19 protein-coding genes are annotated in these 24,249 nt (G+C 64.7%); 16 read left to right on the forward strand and 3 right to left on the reverse strand.

Features of this window, described 5'->3' with window-relative positions; all coding sequences use genetic code 11:
- Positions 1-129: 129 nt before the first annotated feature.
- Positions 130-1,557, reverse strand: a complete 1,428-nt coding sequence (gene arcD / locus V0R59_RS29990) for an arginine-ornithine antiporter (RefSeq protein WP_330078165.1) — start codon at positions 1,555-1,557, stop codon at positions 130-132.
- A 415-nt stretch (positions 1,558-1,972) separates the two neighbouring features.
- Between arcD (V0R59_RS29990) and arcD (V0R59_RS29995) the strand changes: the two genes are divergently transcribed.
- From arcD (V0R59_RS29995) to V0R59_RS30050, 12 genes are all read left to right on the forward strand, one after another.
- Positions 1,973-3,400 (forward strand): arginine-ornithine antiporter, encoded by a 1,428-nt coding sequence (arcD, locus tag V0R59_RS29995; RefSeq protein ID WP_330078166.1) that lies wholly within the window; start codon positions 1,973-1,975, stop codon positions 3,398-3,400.
- Between the two features lie 33 nt (positions 3,401-3,433).
- Positions 3,434-4,690, forward strand: a complete 1,257-nt coding sequence (gene arcA, locus V0R59_RS30000; protein ID WP_330078167.1) for an arginine deiminase — start codon at positions 3,434-3,436, stop codon at positions 4,688-4,690.
- A 69-nt stretch (positions 4,691-4,759) separates the two neighbouring features.
- Entirely contained in the window at positions 4,760-5,770 is a 1,011-nt protein-coding gene (locus tag V0R59_RS30005; protein WP_330078168.1) for an ornithine carbamoyltransferase, read from the forward strand.
- A 117-nt stretch (positions 5,771-5,887) separates the two neighbouring features.
- Positions 5,888-6,817: a carbamate kinase gene (gene arcC / locus V0R59_RS30010; RefSeq protein WP_330078169.1), complete on the forward strand. Its 930-nt coding sequence runs from the start codon at positions 5,888-5,890 to the stop codon at positions 6,815-6,817.
- Positions 6,818-6,877: 60 nt separating this feature from the next.
- Entirely contained in the window at positions 6,878-7,240 is a 363-nt protein-coding gene (locus V0R59_RS30015) for a DUF5064 family protein (RefSeq protein ID WP_330078170.1), read from the forward strand.
- Positions 7,241-7,333: 93 nt separating this feature from the next.
- Complete coding sequence (locus V0R59_RS30020; RefSeq protein WP_330078171.1) at positions 7,334-8,842, forward strand: sigma-54-dependent transcriptional regulator; 1,509 nt, start codon at positions 7,334-7,336, stop codon at positions 8,840-8,842.
- Between the two features lie 288 nt (positions 8,843-9,130).
- Positions 9,131-9,514 carry a glycine cleavage system protein GcvH gene (gene gcvH / locus V0R59_RS30025; RefSeq protein ID WP_330078172.1) on the forward strand — a complete coding sequence of 128 codons (384 nt, stop codon included), beginning with the start codon at positions 9,131-9,133 and terminating at the stop codon, positions 9,512-9,514.
- Positions 9,515-9,524: 10 nt separating this feature from the next.
- Complete coding sequence (gene gcvP, locus V0R59_RS30030) at positions 9,525-12,380, forward strand: aminomethyl-transferring glycine dehydrogenase (RefSeq protein WP_330078173.1); 2,856 nt, start codon at positions 9,525-9,527, stop codon at positions 12,378-12,380.
- A 137-nt stretch (positions 12,381-12,517) separates the two neighbouring features.
- The gene (locus tag V0R59_RS30035) at positions 12,518-13,894 is read left to right on the forward strand and encodes an L-serine ammonia-lyase (protein WP_330078174.1); all 1,377 of its coding nucleotides are present in this window, start codon (positions 12,518-12,520) and stop codon (positions 13,892-13,894) included.
- A gap of 27 nt (positions 13,895-13,921) precedes the next feature.
- The gene (gcvT, locus tag V0R59_RS30040; RefSeq protein WP_330078175.1) at positions 13,922-15,046 is read left to right on the forward strand and encodes a glycine cleavage system aminomethyltransferase GcvT; all 1,125 of its coding nucleotides are present in this window, start codon (positions 13,922-13,924) and stop codon (positions 15,044-15,046) included.
- A 356-nt stretch (positions 15,047-15,402) separates the two neighbouring features.
- Positions 15,403-15,615, forward strand: coding sequence for a cold-shock protein (locus V0R59_RS30045; protein WP_010220199.1), 213 nt, complete (start codon positions 15,403-15,405; stop codon positions 15,613-15,615).
- 97 nt (positions 15,616-15,712) lie between these two features.
- Complete coding sequence (locus V0R59_RS30050) at positions 15,713-16,201, forward strand: RDD family protein (RefSeq protein ID WP_330078176.1); 489 nt, start codon at positions 15,713-15,715, stop codon at positions 16,199-16,201.
- A gap of 85 nt (positions 16,202-16,286) precedes the next feature.
- Here the strand turns inward: V0R59_RS30050 and lptG are convergent, their stop codons facing one another.
- Both lptG and lptF read right to left on the reverse strand, forming a co-directional pair.
- Positions 16,287-17,348 carry an LPS export ABC transporter permease LptG gene (gene lptG, locus V0R59_RS30055; RefSeq protein WP_330078177.1) on the reverse strand — a complete coding sequence of 354 codons (1,062 nt, stop codon included), beginning with the start codon at positions 17,346-17,348 and terminating at the stop codon, positions 16,287-16,289.
- Positions 17,341-18,456, reverse strand: a complete 1,116-nt coding sequence (lptF, locus tag V0R59_RS30060; RefSeq protein ID WP_330078178.1) for an LPS export ABC transporter permease LptF — start codon at positions 18,454-18,456, stop codon at positions 17,341-17,343. Before lptF ends, lptG begins: the two co-directional genes overlap by 8 nt.
- Before the next feature lie 291 nt (positions 18,457-18,747).
- On the opposite strand from lptF, the gene V0R59_RS30065 reads away from it, so the two are divergent.
- From V0R59_RS30065 to V0R59_RS30080, 4 genes are all read left to right on the forward strand, one after another.
- Positions 18,748-20,241 carry a leucyl aminopeptidase gene (locus V0R59_RS30065; protein WP_330078179.1) on the forward strand — a complete coding sequence of 498 codons (1,494 nt, stop codon included), beginning with the start codon at positions 18,748-18,750 and terminating at the stop codon, positions 20,239-20,241.
- Between the two features lie 42 nt (positions 20,242-20,283).
- On the forward strand, positions 20,284-20,712 hold the full coding sequence (locus V0R59_RS30070) for a DNA polymerase III subunit chi (RefSeq protein WP_330078180.1): 429 nt from the start codon (positions 20,284-20,286) through the stop codon (positions 20,710-20,712).
- 5 nt (positions 20,713-20,717) lie between these two features.
- The gene (locus V0R59_RS30075) at positions 20,718-21,083 is read left to right on the forward strand and encodes a DNA polymerase III subunit chi (protein ID WP_330078181.1); all 366 of its coding nucleotides are present in this window, start codon (positions 20,718-20,720) and stop codon (positions 21,081-21,083) included.
- Between the two features lie 203 nt (positions 21,084-21,286).
- On the forward strand, positions 21,287-24,133 hold the full coding sequence (locus V0R59_RS30080) for a valine--tRNA ligase (protein ID WP_330078182.1): 2,847 nt from the start codon (positions 21,287-21,289) through the stop codon (positions 24,131-24,133).
- Positions 24,134-24,249: the final 116 nt, after the last annotated feature.

Below are 24,249 nucleotides of genomic sequence, written 5' to 3' on the forward strand. Positions count from 1 at the left end.
AGGGCTGATTCCAGGCCTGTACTTCTCCCCCTGTAGGAGCGGGTTTACCCGCGATGGCGATGGTGGATTCACTAGCGAAATCGCGGGTGAACCCGCTCCCACAGGGTCCGAGGTTGTCCTTCATGTCACCTACAAACTCAACACCCCGCTATACAGGCTGAACGCCGCCAACCCCGCCCCCGCCAGCACCGCCGCGAAGATCAGCTTCTCCCACCCGGTGAACAACGGCAGCCCCTGCTCCCGCTTCGCCCGCGCGAACAGAATCACCCCCGGCGCATACAGCAACGCCGACAGCAGCAGATACTTCAGCCCCCCCGCATACAGCAGCCAGATCGCGTAGAGCAGCGCCACCAGCGCTACCAGCAGGTCCTTGCGCCGCGCCCCGGCGAAGCCCTCGTAGGTCTCGCCGCGCAGCGCCAGCAGCACCGCATAGGCCGCCGACCACAGGTACGGCACCAGGATCATCGACGACGCCAGGTAGATCAGGCTGGTATAGGTCCCGGCCGACACCAGGGTGATCAGCAGGAACAGCTGGATCATGCAGTTGGTCAGCCACAGGGCATTGGCCGGCACCTGGTTGGCGTTTTCGCGGGCGAGAAAACGCGGCATGGTCTTGTCCCGCGCCGTGGCATAGAGGATCTCCGCGCACAGCAGCGCCCAGGACAACAGCGCACCGATCAACGACACCGCCAGGCCGATGCTGATCAGCAACGCCCCCCAGGGCCCGACGATATGCTCCAGCACCGAGGCCAGCGACGGGTTGTGCAGCGCCGCCAGCTCCGGCTGGGTCATCACCCCCAGCGACAGCACGTTGACCAGCACCAGCAAGGCCAGCACGCCAAGAAATCCGATCACGGTGGCCTTGCCCACGTCCGAGCGCTTCTGCGCGCGCCCGGAATAGACGCTGGCACCCTCGATGCCGATGAACACGAACACTGTCACCAGCATCATGTTGCGCACCTGGTCGAGCACGCTGCCGAAACTCGGGTTGGCCAGGCCCCAGATATCCCGCGTGAAGATGTCCAGGCGAAACGCCGCGGCGGCGATGACGATGAACAGCACCAGCGGCACCACCTTGGTCACCGTGGTCACCTGGTTGATGAACGCCGCCTCCTTGATCCCGCGCAGCACCAGGAAGTGCACCGCCCACAGCAGCAGCGAGGCGCAGCCGATCGCCAGCGGCGTGTTGCCTTCGCCGAACACCGGGAAGTACAGGCCAAGGGTGCTGAACAGCAGGACGAAATAACCGACGTTGCCCAGCCAGGCGCTGATCCAGTAACCCCAAGCCGAAGAAAAGCCCATGTACTCGCCGAAGCCTGCCTTGGCGTAGGCGTATACCCCGGAGTCCAGCTGCGGCTTGCGATTGGCCAGGCTCTGGAACACGAAGGCCAGGGCCAGCATGCCGATCGCGGTGATCCCCCAGCCGATCAGCACCGCGCCAACGTCGGCACGTGCAGCCATGTTCTGTGGCAGGGAGAAAATCCCACCGCCGATCATCGAGCCGACCACCAGCGCGATCAACGCGCCCAGGCGCAGTTTCTGACCCGGCTCGGACATGAAATTCCCCTTTTTATCCGTCACATTTCAGTTGATTAACCTGATCACGAATTTGTAAAAAACTCAGGTTATAAGCGCGCCGATTTAATAACCAAGTTATCTAATCGTCCGACAATCCGCACAGAGTTTTGTGCACTAATTCCGCTTCGGCAAGTCTGATTAATATTTTCGTATTAAAAATTTGCCATTCCCTCGAAACGGACTAGCTTCAAAGTTCCCGGCGTCTTGCGAGCGATTCTCACCCTTGACGCAGGTGCCGCCGTTAACGGCCTCCAAGGGAGCGAAGAGTATCTAACGCATGCTCTTTCAGTCATTTGAAAACAATGGAATGTGCCAATGAACTGACCTGAATCATCTTCCACTATTTGCATGCGCCCTACCCTACAGACTCTCTTTTCCGAAATGGAGCCAAGCCATGTCAGAGGCATCCGGAAAACTTCGACTCGGTGCACTGGTCGCACTCGTAGTTGGTTCGATGATTGGTGGCGGGATCTTTTCCCTCCCGCAAAACATGGCGGCAAGTGCCGATGTCGGCGCCGTACTGATTGGCTGGGCAATCACCGCCGTCGGCATGCTGACCCTGGCCTTCGTGTTCCAGACACTGGCCAACCGCAAGCCCGACCTGGATGGCGGGGTGTATGCCTACGCCAAGGCCGGGTTCGGCGACTACATGGGTTTCTCCTCGGCCTGGGGTTACTGGATCAGCGCCTGGCTGGGCAACGTCGGTTACTTCGTCCTGCTGTTCAGCACCCTCGGCTACTTCTTCCCGGTCTTCGGCGAGGGCAATACCCCGGCCGCGATCATCGGTGCTTCGGTGCTGCTGTGGGCAGTGCACTTCCTGGTGCTGCGCGGGATCAAGGAAGCGGCGTTCATCAACCTGGTCACCACCGTGGCCAAGGTGGTGCCGCTGGCGCTGTTCGTTCTGATCGCCCTGTTCGCCTTCAAGCTGGACATCTTCACCGCCGACATCTGGGGCACGATGAACCCTGACCTGGGCAGCGTGATGAACCAGGTGCGCAATATGATGCTGGTCACCGTCTGGGTGTTCATCGGCATCGAGGGCGCGAGCATCTTCTCGGCCCGGGCGGAAAAACGCTCGGACGTGGGCAAGGCCACGGTCATCGGCTTCATCACCGTGCTGCTGTTCCTGGTCCTGGTCAACGTGCTGTCCCTGGGCATCATGACCCAGCCTGAATTGGCCAAGCTGCAGAACCCGTCGATGGCTGCCGTGCTCGAACATGTGGTCGGCCACTGGGGCGCGGTGCTGATCAGCGTCGGCCTGATCATCTCGCTGCTGGGCGCCCTGCTGTCGTGGGTGCTGCTCTGCGCGGAGATCATGTTCGCCGCGGCCAAGGACCACACCATGCCGGAGTTCCTGCGTCGCGAGAACGCCAACCATGTGCCGGCCAACGCCCTGTGGCTGACCAACGCCATGGTGCAGATCTTCCTGGTGATCACGCTGTTCTCGGCCAGTACCTACCTGTCGCTGATCTACCTCGCCACCTCGATGATCCTGGTGCCTTACCTGTGGTCGGCGGCCTATGCGTTCCTTCTCGCATTCCGTAGCGAGACCTACGAGAACGCCCTGGCCGAGCGCAAGAAAGACCTGATCATCGGCGGCATCGCACTGATCTACGCGATCTGGCTGCTGTACGCGGGTGGCGTCAAGTACCTGCTGCTGTCCGCCCTGCTCTATGCCCCTGGCGCGATCCTGTTCGCCAAGGCCAAGCGCGAGGTCGGCCAACCGATTTTTACCAACGTGGAGAAGTTGATATTCGCCGCCGTGATCGCTGGTGCCCTGGTGGCTGCCTACGGTCTGTATGACGGCTTCCTTACGCTGTAACCCCCGTATTTCACACCTTTGGAGGAAATGATCATGTCCACGGAAAAAGTTAAGTACGGCGTCCATTCCGAGGCGGGCAAACTGCGCAAAGTGATGGTTTGCTCCCCCGGTCTCGCTCACCAGCGCCTGACCCCGACCAACTGCGACGAGTTGCTGTTCGATGACGTCATCTGGGTCAACCAGGCCAAGCGCGACCACTTCGACTTCGTCACCAAGATGCGCGAGCGCGGTGTCGAAGTCCTGGAAATGCACAACCTGCTGACCGAGACCATCCAGAACCCCGAAGCGCTGAAGTGGATCCTCGATCGCAAGATCACCGCCGATACCGTCGGCGTCGGCCTGACCAACGAAGTGCGCAGCTGGCTCGAAGGCCTGGAACCGCGCCACCTGGCCGAATTCCTGATCGGCGGCGTGGCCGGCGAGGACCTGCCGGACAGCGAAGGCGCCAGCGTGATCAAGATGTACCGCGATTACCTGGGCCACTCCAGCTTCCTGCTGCCGCCGCTGCCCAACACCCAGTTCACCCGCGATACCACCTGCTGGATCTACGGCGGCGTGACGCTGAACCCGATGTACTGGCCGGCGCGACGCCAGGAAACCCTGCTGGCCAGCGCCATCTACAAGTTCCATCCCGAGTTCGCCAATGCCGACTTCGAAGTCTGGTACGGCGACCCGGACAAGGACCACGGCCAGGCCACCCTGGAAGGTGGCGACGTCATGCCGATCGGCAACGGCGTGGTCCTGATCGGCATGGGCGAGCGGACCTCGCGCCAGGCCATCGGCCAGCTTGCCCAATCGCTGTTCGCCAAGGGCGCGGTGGAGAAGGTGGTGGTCGCCGGCCTGCCGAAATCCCGCGCGGCGATGCACCTGGACACCGTGTTCAGCTTCTGCGACCGCGACCTGGTGACGGTCTTCCCGGAAGTGGTCAAGGAGATCGTGCCGTTCGTGATCCGTCCGGACAGCAGCAAGCCCTACGGCATGGACGTGCGCCGCGAGAACAAGTCGTTCATCGAAGTGGTCGCCGACGTGCTCGGCCTGAAACAGCTGCGCGTGGTGGAAACCGGCGGCAACAGCTTCGCCGCCGAACGCGAGCAATGGGATGACGGCAACAACGTGGTGGCCCTGGAGCCCGGCGTGGTCATCGGCTACGACCGCAACACCTACACCAACACCCTGCTGCGCAAGGCAGGCGTCGAGGTCATCACCATCAGCGCCGGCGAACTCGGCCGTGGCCGTGGCGGCGGCCACTGCATGACCTGCCCGATCGTCCGCGACCCTATCGACTACTAAACGCCCCTCGCCCCGAGCGCCCCTATCCGGCGGCGCCCGGGTCGCTCACCGAATCCAAGGAGAACCGAAATGGCGTTCAACATCCACAACCGCAACCTGCTCAGCCTCGAACACCACAGCGAGCGCGAGCTGCGCTACCTGCTCGACCTGTCCCGCGACCTCAAGCGCGCCAAGTACACCGGCACCGAGCAGCAGCACCTGAAGGGCAACAACATCGCCCTGATCTTCGAGAAGACCTCGACCCGCACCCGCTGCGCCTTCGAAGTGGCCGCCTATGACCAGGGCGCCAACGTCACCTACATCGACCCGAACTCGTCGCAGATCGGCCACAAGGAAAGCATGAAGGACACCGCCCGCGTGCTCGGGCGCATGTACGACGCCATCGAGTACCGCGGCTTCAAGCAGGAAGTGGTGGAAGAGCTGGCCAAGTTCGCCGGCGTGCCGGTATTCAACGGCCTGACCGACGAATACCACCCGACCCAGATGATCGCCGACGTGCTGACCATGCGCGAACACGCCGACAAGCCGCTGCACGAGATCAGCTACGCCTACCTGGGCGACGCCCGCAACAACATGGGCAACTCGCTGCTACTGATCGGCGCCAAGCTCGGCATGGACGTGCGCATCGCCGCGCCGAAGGCCCTGTGGCCCCATGACGACCTGGTCGCCCGCTGCAAGCAGTACGCCGAATCCAGCGGTGCGCGCATCACCCTCACCGAAGACCCGAAAGCCGCGGTCAAGGGCGTGGACTTCGTGCATACCGACGTCTGGGTGTCCATGGGCGAGCCGGTGGAAGCCTGGGGCGAGCGTATCCAGCAACTGCTGCCGTACCAGGTCAATGCCGAGCTGATGAAGGCCACCGGCAACCCACGGAGCAAGTTCATGCACTGCCTGCCGGCGTTCCACAACTCGGAAACCAAGGTCGGCAAGCAGATCGCCGAGCAGTATCCGCACCTGGCCAATGGCATCGAGGTGACCGACGACGTCTTCGAATCGCCGGCCTGCATCGCCTTCGAGCAGGCGGAAAACCGCATGCACACGATCAAGGCGATCCTGGTTTCGACCCTGGCCGACCTGTAATCACACCGCAGTCCCTGTGGGAGCGGGTTCACCCGCGATGAGGGCGGTGGGCTCACCATCGCAATCGCGGCTGAAGCCGCTCCTACAGGGTTCAGCGAAACCTCAAGGACATTCCCCATGCGTATCGTTGTTGCACTAGGCGGTAACGCGCTGCTGCGCCGTGGCGAGCCCATGACCGCCGACAACCAGCGCGCCAATATCCGCATCGCCACCGAGCAGATCGCCAAGATCCACCCTGGCAACCAGCTGGTCATCGCCCACGGCAATGGCCCGCAGGTCGGGCTGCTGTCGCTGCAGGCGGCGGCCTACACCTCGGTCACCCCCTACCCGCTGGACGTCCTCGGCGCCGAGACCGAAGGCATGATCGGCTACATGATCGAACAGGAGCTGGGCAACCTGCTGGACTTCGAAGTGCCCTTCGCCACCCTGCTCACCCAGGTCGAAGTGGACGCCAAGGACCCGGCCTTCCAGAACCCGACCAAGCCCATCGGCCCGGTCTATTCCAAGGAAGAAGCCGAGCGCCTGGCCAAGGAGAAAGGCTGGGCCATCGCCCCCGACGGCGACAAGTTCCGCCGCGTGGTCGCCAGCCCGAAACCCAAGCGCATCTTCGAGATCCGCCCGATCAAGTGGCTGCTGGAAAAGAGCAGTATCGTGATCTGTGCCGGTGGTGGCGGCATTCCGACCATGTATGGTGCCGACGGCAAGCTGCAAGGCATCGAGGCGGTGATCGACAAGGACCTGTGCTCGGCACTCCTCGCCGAGCAACTGGATGCCGACCTGCTGGTGATCGCCACCGACGTCAACGCTGCGTACATCGACTTCAACAAGCCGACGCAGAAAGCCATCGCCCAGGCTCACCCGGACGAACTGGAACGCCTGGGCTTCGCCGCCGGCTCCATGGGGCCGAAGGTGCAGGCAGCTTGCGATTTCGCCCGTCACACAGGCAAAGTCGCGGTGATCGGCTCGCTGGGCGATATCGAGGATATCGTCAAAGGCACCGCCGGCACCCGGGTCAGCACGGCCTCGCCAGGCATCAGCTATCGTTGAAACCCTGGGGCGGGCCTGCTGGCGGGTCCGCCTGTTTCAACCGTACAAGGAGCGCCTGTCATGGCACAGTTCACCCCCGGTCACCTGCATATCGAGCGCCACGCGCTGAACAAGGCCGACCACAGCTACAACATCTGCGTCGATTACGAAGTCACCCAGGATCCCAAGGATGGCAAGGGCATGCAGTTCCGCATGCACGGGACCATCCAGGACAAGACGGTGGACGAGAAATTCTTCCTCGCCAAGGACCAGGCCTTCGACTTCGCTCGCTCGATCGACCGTATCGCCAAGCAATACGGCGTGCCGCCAAAGGCCGTGGTCACCTCCGCGCACGACATGTACTACGACGCCATGTTCGAGGACATCCGCAGCAAGCTCGACGTGAAGTCCGGCGACCCGATCAACCCGCAGCACCTGGAGTAATCCGCGCGGCTCACCGCTGGCAAGCCATTCGACCGCCAGGCGGGCGCAAGGCATACTTGCACGCTTCGCCAGCCGTGAACCTCCAAGCTCCCCATGCGCATCCACGTCAGCTTCATCGACCGCGTCGGCATCACCCAGGAAGTGCTCGCCCTGCTGGGCGCCCGCAATCTCAACCTGGATGCGGTGGAGATGGTGCCGCCGAACGTCTATATCGATGCGCCGACGCTCAACCCCTTCGTCCTCGAAGAACTCCACGACGCCCTGCTCAACGTGCACGGCGTGCAGACCGTGCGGGTGGTCGACATCCTTCCCGGCCAGCGCCGCCACCTGCAGCTCGATGCCCTGCTGGCGGCGATGAGCGACCCGGTGCTGGCCCTGGACAGCGCCGGCCACGTGCTGCTGGCCAACCCGGCGCTGATCGCCCTGTGCGGCCAGGAGCCGGCGGGACGCAGCATCGCCGAACTGTTCGACGCCCCCGAGCTGCTCGCGACCCTGATCGAACAGGGCTTCCACCTGCCGATGCGCGAGGTGGTGCTCAACGGCCAGACCCTGCTGCTGGATGCCACGCCGATCACCGATGCCGGCGCCCTGGTCACCCTGTACCCGCCAAACCGCATCGGCGAGCGCCTGTCGGCCCTGCACCACGACCATGCCGAGGGGTTCGACGCCCTGCTCGGCGAGTCCCCGGCGATCCGCACCCTGAAGACCCGCGCCCTGCGCGTTGCCGCCCTCGACGCACCGCTGCTGATCCACGGCGAGACCGGCACCGGCAAGGAACTGGTGGCCCGCGCCTGCCACGCCATCAGCAGCCGCCATGCCGCGCCGTTCCTCGCCCTCAACTGTGCGGCACTGCCGGAGAACCTGGCCGAAAGCGAGCTGTTCGGCTACGCCCCCGGCGCCTTCACCGGCGCGCAACGGGGTGGCAAGCCGGGGCTGATGGAGCTGGCCAACCAGGGCACGGTGTTTCTCGACGAGATCGGCGAGATGTCGCCCTACCTGCAGGCCAAGCTGCTGCGCTTCCTCAACGACGGCAGCTTCCGCCGGGTCGGCGGCGATCGCGAGATCAAGGTCAACGTGCGCATCCTCAGCGCCACCCACCGCGACCTGGAAAAGATGGTGGCCGAAGGTACCTTCCGCGAAGACCTGTTCTACCGCCTCAACGTGCTCAACCTGGAGGTACCGCCGCTGCGCGAGCGTGGCCAGGACATCCTCCTGCTGGCGCGCTACTTCATGCAGCAGGCCTGCACCCAGATCCAGCGTCCGCTGTGCCGCCTGGCCCCGGACACCTACCCCGCCCTGCTCGGCAACCGCTGGCCGGGCAACGTGCGCCAGTTGCAGAACGTGATCTTCCGCGCCGCCGCCATCAGTGAAAGCAGCCTGGTGGACATCGGCGACCTGGACATCGCCGGCACCTCGGTGGCCCGCGGGCACGACGGCGAAGTCGCCAGCCTGGAACAGGCGGTGGAAGACTTCGAGAAGAACCTGCTGGAAAAGCTCTACGCCGACTATCCCTCGACCCGCCAACTGGCCAGCCGCCTGCAGACCTCCCACACTGCCATCGCCCATCGCCTGCGCAAGTACGGGATTTCCGGCAAGGCGTGAGCCATCGTAGCGAAATCAATACACCGTAACGATTTCGCTACAACCCGCTGCAACATCGCTGTAGCAAGGCGTTGATCCCGCTTCGGTTTTTCTTCCGGGCGCAGCTGTAGCGATTTCATTACAGAGCATCGCGAAAACAGTCAGGAAAAATCGCTCAACGCCTTTGTTTACAAGGCTTTCGTGGATATGGCCGCAAACTTGCTATGGGAACTCCAATCCCGGCCCGCCCCTGTCATGCGGCGGGCCACCCCCGCATCCGGCCGCGTCGACGGCCTTCGAGGAGTTTCCATGAGCGAGTTGCGTTTCACCGAAGATCACGAGTGGCTGCGTGCCGAAGCCGACGGCAGCGTGACCGTGGGCATCACCGCCTTCGCCCAGAACGCCCTGGGTGACGTGGTCTATGTGCAACTGCCGGAGCTGCAGCACTACGCCAAGGGCGCCGAAGCCTCCACCGTGGAATCGGTGAAGGCCGCCAGCGGCGTGTACATGCCACTGGACGGCGACGTGGTGGCGGTCAACGAGCAGCTGGATTCCAACCCCGAGCTGGTCAACGAAGACCCGCTGGGCGAAGGCTGGTTCTTCCGCTTCGTCCCGGCCGACGCCGGCGCCCTCGCCGGGCTGCTCGACCAGGACGCCTACGACCGCCTGCTGAAAGCCAACGACGACGCCTGAGGAATCCGCCATGACCATCAATCTCGGCACCGCCAACGAATTCATCGCCCGCCATATCGGTCCACGCCAGGCCGATGAGCAGGCCATGCTCACCACCCTCGGCTTCGACTCGCTGGAGGCCATGAGCGCCGCCGTCATCCCCGACAGCATCAAGGGCACCAGCGTGCTGGACATGGGCGACGGCCAGAGCGAGGCCGACGCCCTCGCCGCGCTGAAGGCCATCGCCGGCAAGAACCAGCTGTTCAAGAGCTTCATCGGCCAGGGCTACTACAACTGCCACACCCCGGCACCGATCCTGCGCAACCTCCTGGAAAACCCGGCCTGGTACACCGCCTACACCCCGTACCAGCCGGAGATTTCCCAGGGTCGCCTGGAAGCCCTGCTGAACTTCCAGACCCTGATCAGCGACCTCACCGGCCTGCCGATCGCCAACGCCTCCCTGCTCGACGAAGCCACCGCCGTCGCCGAGGCCATGACCTTCTGCAAGCGCCTGAGCAAGAACAAGGGCAGCCACGCCTTCTTCGCCTCCGTGCATTGCCATCCGCAGACCCTCGACGTGCTGCGCACCCGTGCCGAGCCGCTGGGCATCGAAGTGGTGGTGGGCGACGAGCGCGAGCTGAGCGACGTCAGCGGCTTCTTCGGCGCTGTGCTGCAATACCCGGCGAGCAGCGGTGACGTCTTCGACTACCGCGAGCTGGTGGAGCGCTTCCACGCCGCCAACGCCCTGGTGGCCGTGGCCGCCGACCTGCTGGCCCTGACCCTGCTGACCCCGCCGGGCGAATTCGGCGCCGACGTGGCCATCGGCAGCGCCCAGCGCTTCGGTGTCCCGCTGGGCTTCGGCGGCCCCCACGCCGCCTACTTCGCCACCCGCGACGCGTTCAAGCGCGACATGCCGGGCCGCCTGGTCGGCGTGTCCATCGACCGCTTCGGCAAGACCGCCCTGCGCCTGGCCATGCAGACCCGCGAACAGCACATCCGCCGCGAGAAGGCCACCAGCAACATCTGCACCGCGCAGGTCCTGCTGGCCAACATCGCCAGCATGTACGCCGTCTACCACGGCCCGCAGGGCCTGAAACAGATCGCCGCGCGCACCCACCAGCTGACCGCGATCCTCGCCGCCGGCCTCAAGGCCCTGGGCGTCGCCGTGGAAACCGCGAGCTTCTTCGACACCCTGACCCTGAACACCGCCGCCGACACCGCGGCGCTGCACGACAAAGCCCGCGCCCTGGGCTTTAACCTGCGCCAGATCGACGCCGCGCGCGTCGGCCTGTCGCTGGACGAAACCAGCGGCCAGGCCGACGTCGAAGCGCTGTGGAGCCTGTTCGCCAACGGCCAGGCCCTGCCTGATTTCGCCGCCCTCGCCGCGAGCACCGGCGCGCAGCTGCCGGCCGCGCTGCTGCGCCAGTCGGCGATCCTCGAACACCCGGTGTTCAACCGCTACCACAGCGAAACCGAGCTGATGCGCTACCTGCGCCGCCTGGCCGACAAGGACCTGGCGCTGGACCGCACCATGATCCCGCTGGGCTCCTGCACCATGAAGCTCAACGCCGCCAGCGAGATGATCCCGGTGACCTGGGCCGAGTTCGGCAACCTGCACCCGTTCGCTCCCGCCGAGCAGAGCCAGGGCTACCAGCAACTGACCTCCGAGCTGGAAGCCATGCTCTGCGCCGCCACCGGCTACGATGCCGTGTCGCTGCAGCCGAACGCCGGTTCCCAGGGCGAATACGCCGGCCTGCTGGCGATCCGTGCCTATCACCAGAGCCGTGGCGATGCCCGCCGCGACATCTGCCTGATCCCCTCCTCGGCCCACGGCACCAACCCGGCCACCGCGCACATGGCCGGCATGCGCGTGGTAGTGACCGCCTGTGACGCCCGTGGCAACGTCGATATCGACGACCTGCGGGCCAAGGCCATCGAGCACCGCGAGCACCTCGCCGCACTGATGATCACCTACCCGTCGACCCACGGCGTGTTCGAGGAAGCCATCGGCGAAATCTGCGGGATCATCCATGACAACGGCGGCCAGGTGTACATCGACGGCGCCAACATGAACGCCATGGTCGGCCTCTGCGCCCCGGGCAAGTTCGGTGGCGATGTCTCGCACCTGAACCTGCACAAGACCTTCTGCATTCCTCACGGCGGTGGCGGCCCGGGCGTCGGCCCGATCGGCGTCAAGGCGCACCTGGCGCCCTTCCTGCCGGGCCACGCGCACATGGACAACAAGCAGGGCGCGGTGTGCGCCGCGCCGTTCGGCAGCGCCAGCATCCTGCCGATCACCTGGATGTACATCCGCATGATGGGCGGTGCCGGCCTCAAGCGTGCGTCGCAGATGGCGATCCTCAACGCCAACTACATCGCCCGTCGCCTGGAAGAGCACTATCCTGTCCTCTACACCGGCAGCAACGGCCTGGTGGCGCACGAGTGCATCCTCGACCTGCGCCCGCTCAAGGACACCAGCGGCATCAGCGTCGACGACGTGGCCAAGCGCCTGATCGACTTCGGTTTCCACGCCCCGACCATGTCCTTCCCGGTAGCGGGCACGCTGATGATCGAACCGACCGAAAGCGAGTCCAAGGAAGAACTGGATCGCTTCTGCAACGCGATGATCCGCATCCGCGAAGAGATCCGCGCGGTGGAGAACGGCAGCCTGGACAAGGACGACAACCCGCTGAAGAACGCGCCACACACCGCGGCTGAACTGGTCGGCGAGTGGGCTCACGGCTACAGCCGCGAGCAGGCGGTGTACCCGCTGCCGTCGCTGGTGGAAAGCAAGTACTGGCCGCCGGTCGGTCGGGTGGACAACGTGTTCGGGGATCGCAACCTGGTGTGCGCTTGTCCTTCGATCGAGAGCTACCAGGACGCCTGAGTTTCGGGGTTGACGCGATCAACTGTGGGAGCGGGTTCACCCGCGATGGCGCCGGTGAGGCCACTACCGCAATCGCGGGTGAACCCGCTCCCACAGGGTCGCGATATGCCTGAAGTCACTCTTTGGAGGATCAAGCGATGTCATTAAGCGTCTTCGACCTGTTCAAGATCGGCATCGGCCCCTCCAGCTCCCACACCGTCGGCCCGATGCGCGCTGCCGCGCGCTTCGCCGAAGGACTGCGGCGTGACGGCCTGCTGGCCGCCACCCACAGCGTCAAGGTCGAGCTGTACGGCTCGCTCGGCGCCACCGGCAAAGGCCACGGCAGCGACAAGGCGGTGATCCTCGGCCTGGAAGGCGAGCACCCCGACAGCGTCGACACCGACAGCATTCCCGCCCGCCTGCAGGCCATTCGCGACAGCGGCCGGCTCACCCTGCTCGGCGAGCAGCTCATCGATTTCCACGAAAAACAGCACCTGGCAATGATCCGCAAGCCGCTGGACTACCACCCCAACGGCATGATCTTCCGCGCCTTCGACAGCGCCGGCCTGCAGATCCGCAGCCGCGAGTACTACTCGGTGGGTGGCGGCTTCGTGGTCGACGAGGACGCCGCCGGGGCCAACCGCATCGTCGAGGACAAGACCGCGCTGGCCTACCCGTTCAAGACCGCCCGGGAACTGCTGGCGCACTGCAGCGCGCAACACCTGTCGATCAGCCAGGTGATGCTCGTCAATGAAGCTGCCTGGCGTGCGGAAAGCGAGACCCGCGCCGGCCTGCTGAAGATCTGGCAGGTGATGCAGGATTGTGTCAGCGCCGGCTGTCGTCACGAAGGCATCCTGCCCGGCGGGCTGAAGGTGAAACGGCGCGCCCCGGAGTTGTACCGCCAGCTCTGTTCGAGTCCGGAGGCCAGCTTGCGCGATGCCCTCTCGGTGCTGGACTGGGTCAATCTCTACGCCCTCGCGGTGAACGAGGAAAACGCCTTCGGCGGACGGGTGGTCACCGCGCCGACCAACGGCGCCGCCGGCATCGTGCCGGCGGTCCTGCACTACTACATGCGCTTCATTCCCGGGGCCAACGAAGACGGCGTGGTGCGCTTCCTGCTCACCGCTGCCGCGATCGGCATCCTCTACAAGGAAAACGCTTCGATCTCCGGTGCCGAAGTCGGCTGCCAGGGCGAAGTGGGCGTGGCCTGCTCCATGGCTGCCGGCGCCCTCTGCGAGGTCATGGGCGGCAGCGTGCAGCAGGTCGAGAACGCCGCCGAGATCGGCATGGAACACAACCTGGGCCTGACCTGCGACCCCATTGGCGGGCTGGTCCAGGTGCCCTGCATCGAGCGCAACGCCATGGGCTCGGTGAAGGCGATCAACGCGGTGCGCATGGCCCTGCGCGGCGACGGGCAGCACTTCGTCTCCCTCGACAAGGTCATCCGCACCATGCGCCAGACCGGCGCCGACATGAAAAGCAAATACAAGGAGACCGCCCGCGGCGGTCTGGCCGTCAACATCATCGAATGCTGACACCCCATTGAAACCCAGGAGTCCTACATGTCCACCGAAACACTGCTGAAAACCCCGCTGCACGCCCTGCACCTGGAACTCGGCGCGCGCATGGTGCCCTTCGCCGGCTACGACATGCCGGTCCAGTACCCGCTGGGCGTGATGAAGGAACACCTGCACACCCGCGAGCAGGCCGGCCTGTTCGACGTCTCGCACATGGGCCAGATCCGCCTGCGCGGCGCCGGGGCGGCCAAGGCCCTGGAAAGCCTGGTGCCGGTGGACATCATCGACCTGCCGGTGGGCATGCAGCGCTACGCCATGTTCACCAACGAGCAGGGCGGCATCCTTGACGACCTGATGGTCGCCAACCTGGGTGACGGCGAACTGTTCCTGGTGGTCAACGCCGCGTGCAAGGACCAGGACCTGGCGCACCTGCGCCAGCACCTCGGCAACCAGTGCGAGATCGAAGCGCTGTTCGAGGAACGCGCGCTGCTGGCCCTGCAGGGTCCGGCTGCGGTCAAGGTGCTGGAGCGCCTGGCCCCACAGGTGGCGAAGATGACCTTCATGCAGTTCGCCCCCGTGCAACTGCTGGGCGAAGACTGCTACGTCAGCCGCTCCGGCTACACCGGCGAAGACGGCTACGAAATCTCCGTGCCGGCAGACAAGGCCGAGGCCCTGGCCCGTCGCCTGCTGGCCGAACCGGAAGTCGCCGCCATCGGCCTCGGTGCCCGCGACTCGTTGCGCCTGGAGGCCGGCCTGTGCCTGTACGGCCACGATATGAACACTGAAACCACTCCGGTGGAAGCCAGCCTGCTCTGGGCCGTGTCCAAGCCTCGCCGTGCCGATGGCGCGCGCGCTGGCGGCTTCCCGGGTGCTGCCCGGGTCTTCGCCCAGCAGTTGGAAGGCGTGGCGCGCAAGCGCGTTGGCCTGCTGCCGCAGGAACGCACGCCAGTGCGTGAAGACGCGGAGATCGTCGACGAGGCCGGCACGGTCATCGGTCGGGTCTGCAGCGGCGGCTTCGGCCCGACCCTGGGCGCACCGGTCGCGATGGGCTACCTGGACAGCGCGCACAGCGCCCTCGATACCCAGGTCTGGGCCGTGGTACGGGGCAAGCGCGTGGCGATGAAAGTCAGCAAGATGCCGTTCGTGCCGCAGCGTTACTACCGCGGTTGAGCGCACGACAAAATGTGTCATGGGGCGTTCGGGATATTCGATTTCGAACGCCCTTTCAAACTTTCGAACATGAGCGCGGGCAAGCCTCGAAAAAACATCGCAAAAATCCGCCCGAAAGCAGCTGAAAGGCTGAAAACCAGCGGTCTGCGGGGCTTGTGTTTCCCGGGAGAGTTAGCGTAGAGTCAGCGAACTGTGTTTGCATGGGTCGCTATAGTTCGTGGCCTGGACAGTAGCCTGAGATTCGCTACACAACGTTCGACGTCTCTTACTTTCCTGCAACCCAGCCCAGTACGCTTTCATTACATTCCAATGAAAGAAGCTGTCATCACAATTCAAGTTTCAAAGGAAATTAAGACATGTCTCAACGTCAGAGCGGTACCGTCAAGTGGTTTAACGACGAAAAGGGTTTCGGTTTCATCACTCCTGAGAGCGGTCCGGATCTGTTCGTGCATTTCCGCGCTATCCAGGGCAACGGCTTCAAGAGCCTGAAAGAAGGCCAGAAAGTGACCTTCATCGCCGTGCAGGGCCAGAAAGGCATGCAGGCTGATGAGGTCATCGCTGAAGCCTAAGTCTTCGCGATCCCCGAAAAGCCCCTGTCGATGACAGGGGCTTTTTTTTGCGCGCAATTCCGTAGAATGCACGCTTTTGCGCCAGGAGCTTCACCCGATGCCGAAACCACTGCTCCAGCCACAGGGCGACTTCCCGGTTGCCGGACTGGGCCGCCGCCTTGCGGCGATGTTCTATGACTTCCTGCTCTGCGTTGCCCTGCTGATGGTCACCACCCTGGTCTACAAGATGATTCAGATGGCAATCATCGGCGAGACGCGCATGCGCGCCCTGACCGAGGCCGGCGCCCTGGACGGCGACCCGCTGCTCTCGACGATCCTGGTGTTCACCCTGTTCGGCTTCTTCGCCAAGTTCTGGACCCACGGCGGCCAGACCCTGGGCATGCAGGTATGGGGCGTGCGGGTGCAGAACGCCGACGGCAGCGCGATCAGCCTGTGGCAGGCCCTGCTGCGCTTTGTCATCTCGATCGGTTCGTGGCTGTGCCTGGGGCTGGGATTCTTCTGGGTCTTGATCGACAAGCAGAAGCGCAGCTGGCACGACATGTACTCGGAGACGCAGCTGGTGCGGATTCCCAAGCGCAAGAAGTAAGGGTGTCCTACCTGGTAGGCACAGATAACGGGCATGAAAAAGCCGACCTCGATGGGTCGGCTTTTTCATGCCTGCGAGAAATGGATCATCCCGCCCTGCGCAACAACCAGAGGCCCGCCAGCGCACAGATCACCGCCGGCAGCAGCACCGCCAGCAACGGCGGGAAACCGAACACCTGGCTGGACGGCCCCAGCAGGTCCTGGGCGATGCGGAACACGAAGCCCACCAGCACACCGGTGAACACGCGCTGGCCGAGGGTTACCGAACGCAGCGGACCGAAGATGAACGAGATCGCCATCAACACCAGCGCCGCAGTTACCAACGGCTGCAGGACCTTGGTCCAGAATGCCAGCCAGTAGCGGTCGTTGTTCAGGCCCTGGTCGGACAGGTAATGGATGTAGTCCCACAGCCCGGTGATCGACAGCGACTCAGGCGCCATCACCACGGTATTCAGCAGTTGCGGGGTCAGGGCGACGTCCCAGCGCTCCTCCGGGGTCTTCACCACTTCGGTGTGGTCGCCACGGAACAGGGTGGTGGTGACGTCGGTGAGCAGCCAGTGGTCCTGCTGGTACTGCGCGCGACGGGCGAAGCTGGACGACTGCATGTGCCGCTCGTTGTCGAAGCGGTAACGGGTGACACCCAGCATCAGGCCATTGGGCTGCACCGTGTTGATGTGCACGAATTCCTCGCCCTGGCGGTGCCACAGGCCGCGCTTGGAGGTCTGCGCCTCGCCCCCGCCCTGGGCTAGGGAACGATCGGCCTGGGCCTTGTTCTCGGTGACCGGGGCGACGTACTCGCCGATCAGCACGCCGGCGAGCATCAGCACCAGCATCGGCTTCATCACCGCCCAGACGATCCGGCCGATGGACACGCCGGCAGCGCGCATGATGGTCAGCTCGCTGTTGCTGGCCAGGCTGCCGAGACCGATCAGGCAGCCGATCAGACCAGCCATCGGCAGCATGTCGTAGAGACGCCGCGGCGCGGTCAGGGCGACGAACTGGCTCGCGTCCCAGAGGGTGTAGGTATCGCTGATGTCGCCCATTTCATCGATGAAGGCGAACAGGGACGCCAGGCCGAGAATGATCCCAAGCACGGCGAGGATCGCCATGAACACACTGCTGCCGATGTAACCGTCGAGCTTACGCACGGGCCACCTCCGCACGACGCGCGCGCAGTTTCAGGCGCAGCGGCTCCCAGTACATCAGCCCAAGGCCGATCAGCAGGAACAGCGCGTGCACCGGCCACAGGCCCAGGGCCAGCGGGATCTTGCCTTTTTCCAGGGCGCCGCGGGCGGCAATCAGAATCGTCAGGTAGGCCATATACAGGAGAATCGCCGGCAGCAGCTTGAGGAAACGGCCCTGGCGCGGGTTGACCCGCGACAGCGGCACCGCCATCAGGGTCACGATGAACACCAGCAGCGGCAGCGACAGGCGCCACTGCAGCTCGGCGCGCTCACGCGGGGCGTCGCTCTTGAACAGGTCGGCGGTAGGGATGGCCTCGCGCTCGGTGATGTCCTGGCTGACTTCCGGCTTGGGCAGCAGCACGCCGTAGGTGTCGTACTTGATCGCCCGGTAGTCGGCCTGGCCCGGGTTGCCGTCGTAGCGGTAGCCGTTTTCCAGGATCAGGTAGCGGTTGCCGTCGGCCTGCACTTCCTGGCGCCCCTTCTCGGCCACCAGCACGCTGATGCCGCGGTCCTTGCTCTTGTCGCTGGAGAAGCGTTTCTCGGAGATGAACACCCCGGCCAGGTTGGCGCGGTCATCCGACAGTTGCTCGGTGTAGGTCACCCGGGTGCCGTCGCGCAGGGTCTGGAAGCGGCCCGGCACCAGGGTGTCGAATTCGGTCAGGGCATCCTGCTGGTTGATGATCTGGGCGACCTGGGCAACGCCCTGGGGCGCCAGGCTCAGGCTGATCCAGGCCACCACCACGGCGACCAGCGCGGCCGGCGCCATGGTCATGCGCAGCAGGCGTTGCTGGCTCATGCCGGTGGCGGAAAGCACGGTCATCTCGCTTTCCAGGTACAGGCGACCGTAGGCCAGCAGGATGCCGAGGAACAGCCCCAGTGGCAGGATCAGCTGCAGGAATCCCGGCAGGCGATAGCCCATGATCATGAACAACACGCCCGGATCGAGCATGCCCTGCGCGGCCTGGGCCAGGTATTTGATGAAGCGCCCGCTCATGATGATGACCAGCAGCACGGCGCTGACGGCACTCAAGGTCACCAGGACCTCGCGGGACAGATAACGGAAGACGATCAAACCAGACACTCCTGGGTTGTCAGGCTCGGACAGCCAAACAAGGAAAACGTTGCAACCAACAAGAAGATAGTTGCAGGTGCGTCAATGCACCCGGACTTCGAAGTGCGCGCATTATCCTGTGATTGCCCCTGCCTGTCACTTGGCACCGCGCAATGCTTGAAAACGGGGTTGTCAGCGGCGGCGCACCGGGCTCAAACTGGCGGCTTTCCGTCTGGCCCGCCGAGGGCGGCCAGCTCGCTTCGAGCGCTTGCACAGACAACGCGCACTGACAGTTCATTCGGGGACCCTGACATGGAATTGGTTGTAAAAAGCGTAGCCGCAGCATCCTTGAAAACCGCCACCCTGGTGCTGGCCGTGGGTGAAGGCCGCAAGCTGGGCGCCAGCGCCAAGGCCATCGATGACGCCGCCAAGGGCGCCCTGAGCGCCGTGCTCAAGCGCGGCGATATCGCCGGCAAGGTCGGCCAGACCCTGCTCCTGCCGGGCCTGCCAGGCCTCAAGGCCGAGCGCGTGCTGCTGGTCGGCAGCGGCAAGGAAGACAGCCTGAACGATCGCAACTGGCGCAAGCTGGCCAACGCCGTGCTCGGCGTGCTCAAGGGCCTGGGTGGCGCCGACGCCGTGCTGGCCCTGGACGATATCGCCCTGGTCGGCCGTGACGCCCATTACGGCAAGGCCCGCCTGCTGGCCGAGACCCTGCTCGACGGCGAATACGTGTTCGACCGCTTCAAAAGCCAGAAGGCCGAGCCCCGCGCGCTGAAGAAGATCACCCTGCTCTGCGACAAGGCCGGCCTGGCCGACACCGAGCGCGCCGTGAAGCATGCCAGCGCCATCACCAACGGCATGCGTCTGACCCGCGACCTCGGCAACCTGCCACCGAACGTATGCCACCCGAGCTTCCTCGCCGACGAGGCAAAGAACCTCGGCAAGGCGTTCAAGGGCCTCAAGGTCGAAGTCCTCGACGAGAAGAAGATCAAGGACCTCGGCATGGGCGCGTTCTACGCCGTCGGCCAGGGCAGCGACCAGCCGCCACGCCTGATCGTCATGCAGTACCAGGGCGCGAAGAAGAGCGACAAGCCGTTCGTGCTGGTGGGCAAGGGCATCACCTTCGACACCGGCGGCATCAGCCTGAAGCCGGGCGCCGGCATGGACGAGATGAAGTTCGACATGTGCGGCGCCGCCAGCGTCTTCGGCACCCTGCGCGCCGTGCTGGAGCTGCAGTTGCCGATCAACCTGGTGTGCCTGCTGGCCTGCGCCGAGAACATGCCGAGCGGCGGCGCCACCCGTCCGGGCGACATCGTCACCACCATGAGCGGGCAGACCGTCGAGATCCTCAACACCGACGCCGAAGGCCGCCTGGTGCTGTGCGACACCCTGACCTACGCCGAGCGCTTCAAGCCGCAGGCGGTGATCGACATCGCCACCCTCACCGGCGCCTGCATCGTCGCCCTGGGCAGCCACACTTCGGGCCTGATGGGCAACAACGACGACCTGGTAGAGCAACTGCTCAGCGCCGGCAAGCGCGCCGACGACCGCGCCTGGCAACTGCCGCTGTTCGACGAGTACCAGGAACAGCTGGACAGCCCGTTCGCCGACATCGCCAACATCGGCGGGCCGAAGGCCGGCACCATCACCGCTGGCTGCTTCCTCTCGCGCTTCGCCAAGGCCTACAACTGGGCACACCTGGACATCGCCGGCACCGCCTGGATCAGCGGCGGCAAGGACAAGGGCGCCACTGGCCGCCCGGTCCCGCTGCTGACCCAGTACCTGCTCGACCGCGCCAACGCCTGACCCGGATGCCGGGCGGTCCCGTGACCGCCTGGCGACTGCCTCATGAGCCAAGTCGACTTCTACGTCCTGCCCACCCCCTCGGCCGCCGCGCGCCTGGACTTCGCCTGCAAGCTCTGCGAAAAGGCCTGGCGCCTCGGGCACCGGGTCTACCTGAACTGCAGCGACACTGCGCAGCGCGATGAGCTGGATGCCCGCCTCTGGGCGTTCAAGGGCGAGGCCTTCGTGCCCCACAGCCACGCCGAGGCCGATGCCGCGGCGGCAGTGGCCCTGGGAGTCGGCGACGACCCCGGCGATCACCAGGACCTGCTGGTCAATCTCGACCTGAAAGTCCCGCCGTTCGCTGCGCGCTTCGCCCGTATCGCCGAGATCGTGATCGAGGATCCGGCGATCCGCCAGGCGACCCGAGAGAGTTTCCGCTTCTACCGCGAACAGGGCTATGCTCTGCAAGATCACCGCTTACAGCGATTCTGACGACGATGGACAAACGCCCGCCCCTGCCCCAATCCGCCCATCTGCTGGACGACCTGGAGTCGATCCGCCAGTTGCTGGGAGATGAAACCCTGCAGCCCCCCCTGCTGACCGACACCGTGGAAGAACAGATCCCGCTGCTGCTCGAACCGGCCGAGGACCTCACGCCAGCCGCCCCTGCCGCCGTGCCTGCGGAAGAAGTCGATCCACAAACCCGTCGCCAGGACACCCTGCTGCACCTGGACGCCGAACTGCGTGCTGCGGCGCAGTTGATCATGCAGGACGTGATCGACGATTTCGCCCCGCATATCGAGAACGAGATCAAGCGCCGGCTGGATGCGCGCCTGGAACGCCTGCTCAGCCAGTCCTCCTGAACGGTTCTTGAGACTGACGCGGGCCCTGTGGGAGCGGGTTTACCCGCGATTGCGAGGGTGAATCCACTGCAGTAATCGCGGGTAAACCCGCTCCCACAGGGTCCGCGTCCTGCTTTTGAAGCGCCCCTGCTTATCGCCTCAACCCCCCGCCTCCGTTATACTTCCCGGCTTTCCCGAATAAATGCCATAGGGTCCCCCCGCGCATGGATAAGACCTACCAGCCGCACGCCATCGAAACTTCCTGGTACAACACCTGGGAGTCCGAGAATTACTTCGCCCCGCAAGGCGCGGGCGAGTCGTACACCATCATGATCCCGCCGCCGAACGTCACCGGCAGCCTGCACATGGGTCACGGCTTCAACAACGCGATCATGGACGCCCTGATCCGTTTCCGTCGCATGCAAGGCCGCAACACCCTGTGGCAGCCGGGCACCGACCACGCCGGTATCGCCACCCAGATGCTGGTGGAGCGCCAGCTCGAAGCCAAGGGCCAGAACCGTCACGACCTGGGTCGCGAGAAGTTCCTGGAGAAGGTCTGGGAATGGAAGGATCAGTCGGGTGGCAACATCAGCCGCCAGATCCGCCGCCTGGGCTCGTCCGTGGACTGGAGCCGTGAGCGCTTCACCATGGACGACGGCCTGTCCGAGGCGGTCAAGGAAGCCTTCGTGCGCCTGCATGAAGACGGCCTGATCTATCGCGGCAAGCGCCTGGTCAACTGGGACACCAAGCTGCACACGGCGATCTCCGACCTCGAAGTGGAAAACCACGACGAGAAAGGCCACCTGTGGAACCTGCGCTACCCGCTGGCCGACGGCGCGAAAACCGCCGAAGGCAACGACTTCCTGATCGTCGCCACCACCCGTCCGGAAACCATGCTCGGCGACTCCGCCGTTGCAGTGAACCCGAACGACGAGCGCTACCAGGCGCTGATCGGCAAGTTCGTCGAACTGCCGCTGGTCGGTCGCCGCATCCCGATCATCGCCGACGACTACTGCGACCCCGAGTTCGGTACCGGCTGCGTGAAGATCACCCCGGCCCACGACTTCAACGACTATGAAGTCGGCAAGCGCCACAACCTGCCGCTGCTGAACATCTTCGACAAGAACGCCGTCGTCCTGCCGGCCGCCCAGGTGTTCAACCTCGACGGCACGGTCAACGAATCCATCGATGCCAGCCTGCCGGCCAAGTACGCCGGTCTCGACCGCTTCGTCGCACGCAAGCAGATCGTCGCCGACTTCGATGAGCTGGGCCTGCTGGTCAGCGTCGACGACCACGCCCTGAAAGTGCCGAAGGGCGACCGCTCCGGCACCGTCATCGAGCCGTGGCTGACCGACCAGTGGTACGTCTCCACCAAGCCGCTGGCCGAACCGGCCATCGCCGCCGTGGAAGACGGCCGCATCCAGTTCGTGCCCAAGCAGTACGAGAACATGTACTTCTCCTGGATGCGCGATATCCAGGACTGGTGCATCAGCCGCCAGCTGTGGTGGGGCCATCGCATCCCGGCCTGGTACGACGAGTCCGGCAAGGTCTACGTCGGCCGCAGCGAGGAAGAAGTCCGCGCCAAGCATGGCCTCGGCGCCGACGTGGTCCTGAACCAGGACAACGACGTCCTCGACACCTGGTTCAGCTCCGGCCTGTGGACCTTCTCCACCCTCGGCTGGCCGCAGCAGACCGAATTCCTCAAGACCTTCCACTCCACCGACGTGCTGGTCACCGGCTTCGACATCATCTTCTTCTGGGTCGCCCGGATGATCATGCTGACCATGCACCTGGTGAAGAACGAGGACGGTACCCCGCAGGTGCCGTTCAAGACCGTCTACGTCCACGGCCTGGTCCGCGATGGCCAGGGCCAGAAGATGTCCAAGTCCAAGGGCAACGTCCTCGACCCGCTGGACATCGTCGACGGCATCACCCTCGACGCCCTGCTGGAAAAACGCACCAGCGGCATGATGCAGCCCAAGCTGGCGGAAAAGATCGCCAAGCAGACCAAGGCCGAGTTCCCCGAGGGCATCGCCAGCTACGGCACCGACGCCCTGCGGTTCACCTTCTGCTCGCTGGCGTCCACCGGTCGCGACATCAAGTTCGACATGGGCCGCGTCGAAGGCTATCGCAACTTCTGCAACAAGATCTGGAACGCCGCCCGCTACGTGCTGGACAAGGGCGAGGATTGCGGCCAGAACGGCGAGGCCTACGAGCTGTCGCTGGCCGACCGCTGGATCATCTCGCAACTGCAGCGCACCGAAGCCGAAGTGACCCGCCAGCTGGAGCAGTTCCGCTTCGACCTGGCCGCCCAGGCCCTGTACGAGTTCATCTGGAACCAGTACTGCGACTGGTACCTGGAGCTGTCCAAACCGGTACTGTGGGACGAGAACGCCCCGGTCGAGCGCGCGCGCGGCACCCGTCGTACCCTGGTGCGCGTGCTGGAAGTGGCGCTGCGCCTGGCCCATCCGTTCATGCCGTTCATCACCGAGGAAATCTGGCAGCGCCTGGCGCCGCTGGCCGGTATCGACGGCAAGACCATCATGCTGCAGCCATGGCCCGAGGCGAACGACAGCCGCATCGACGCTGCTGCCGAAAGCGATATCGAGTGGGTCAAGGAACTGATGCTGGGCGTGCGCAACATCCGCGCCGAGATGAACATCGGCCCGGGCAAACCGCTGCAACTGTTCCTCAAGAACGCCACCGCCGAAGACCAGCGTCGCCTCGGCGAGAACGAAGCGCTGCTGAAGAAGCTGGCGAAGATCGAGTCGTTCACCGTGCTCGGCGAACAGGACGAAGCCCCGCTCAGCGCCACCGCGCTGGTCGGTGACCTGCAGGTGCTGGTACCGATGGCCGGCCTGATCGACAAGGACGCCGAGCTGGCCCGCCTGAACAAGGAAATCCAGCGTCTGCAAGGCGAAGTCCAGCGCGTCGGCGGCAAGCTGTCCAACGCCGCCTTCGTCGACAAGGCCCCACCGGCCGTGATCGACAAGGAACGCGCCAAGCTGGCCGAGGCTGAACAGGCCCTGGCCAACTTCACCGAGCAGCACGCGCGTATCGCTGCTCTGTAATCTGAGCTCGACACGGGCCATGTGGGAGCGGGTTTACCCGCGATGAGGAGAGGGGAACACCTTCGGCTACAACGGGGTAACACCCACCCCCCCCCCCCCCCCCGCCCACCCCCCCA

This window comes from Pseudomonas ulcerans (assembly GCF_036324125.1).
In the GTDB taxonomy this organism is placed as follows: Bacteria; Pseudomonadota; Gammaproteobacteria; order Pseudomonadales; family Pseudomonadaceae; genus Aquipseudomonas; species Aquipseudomonas ulcerans.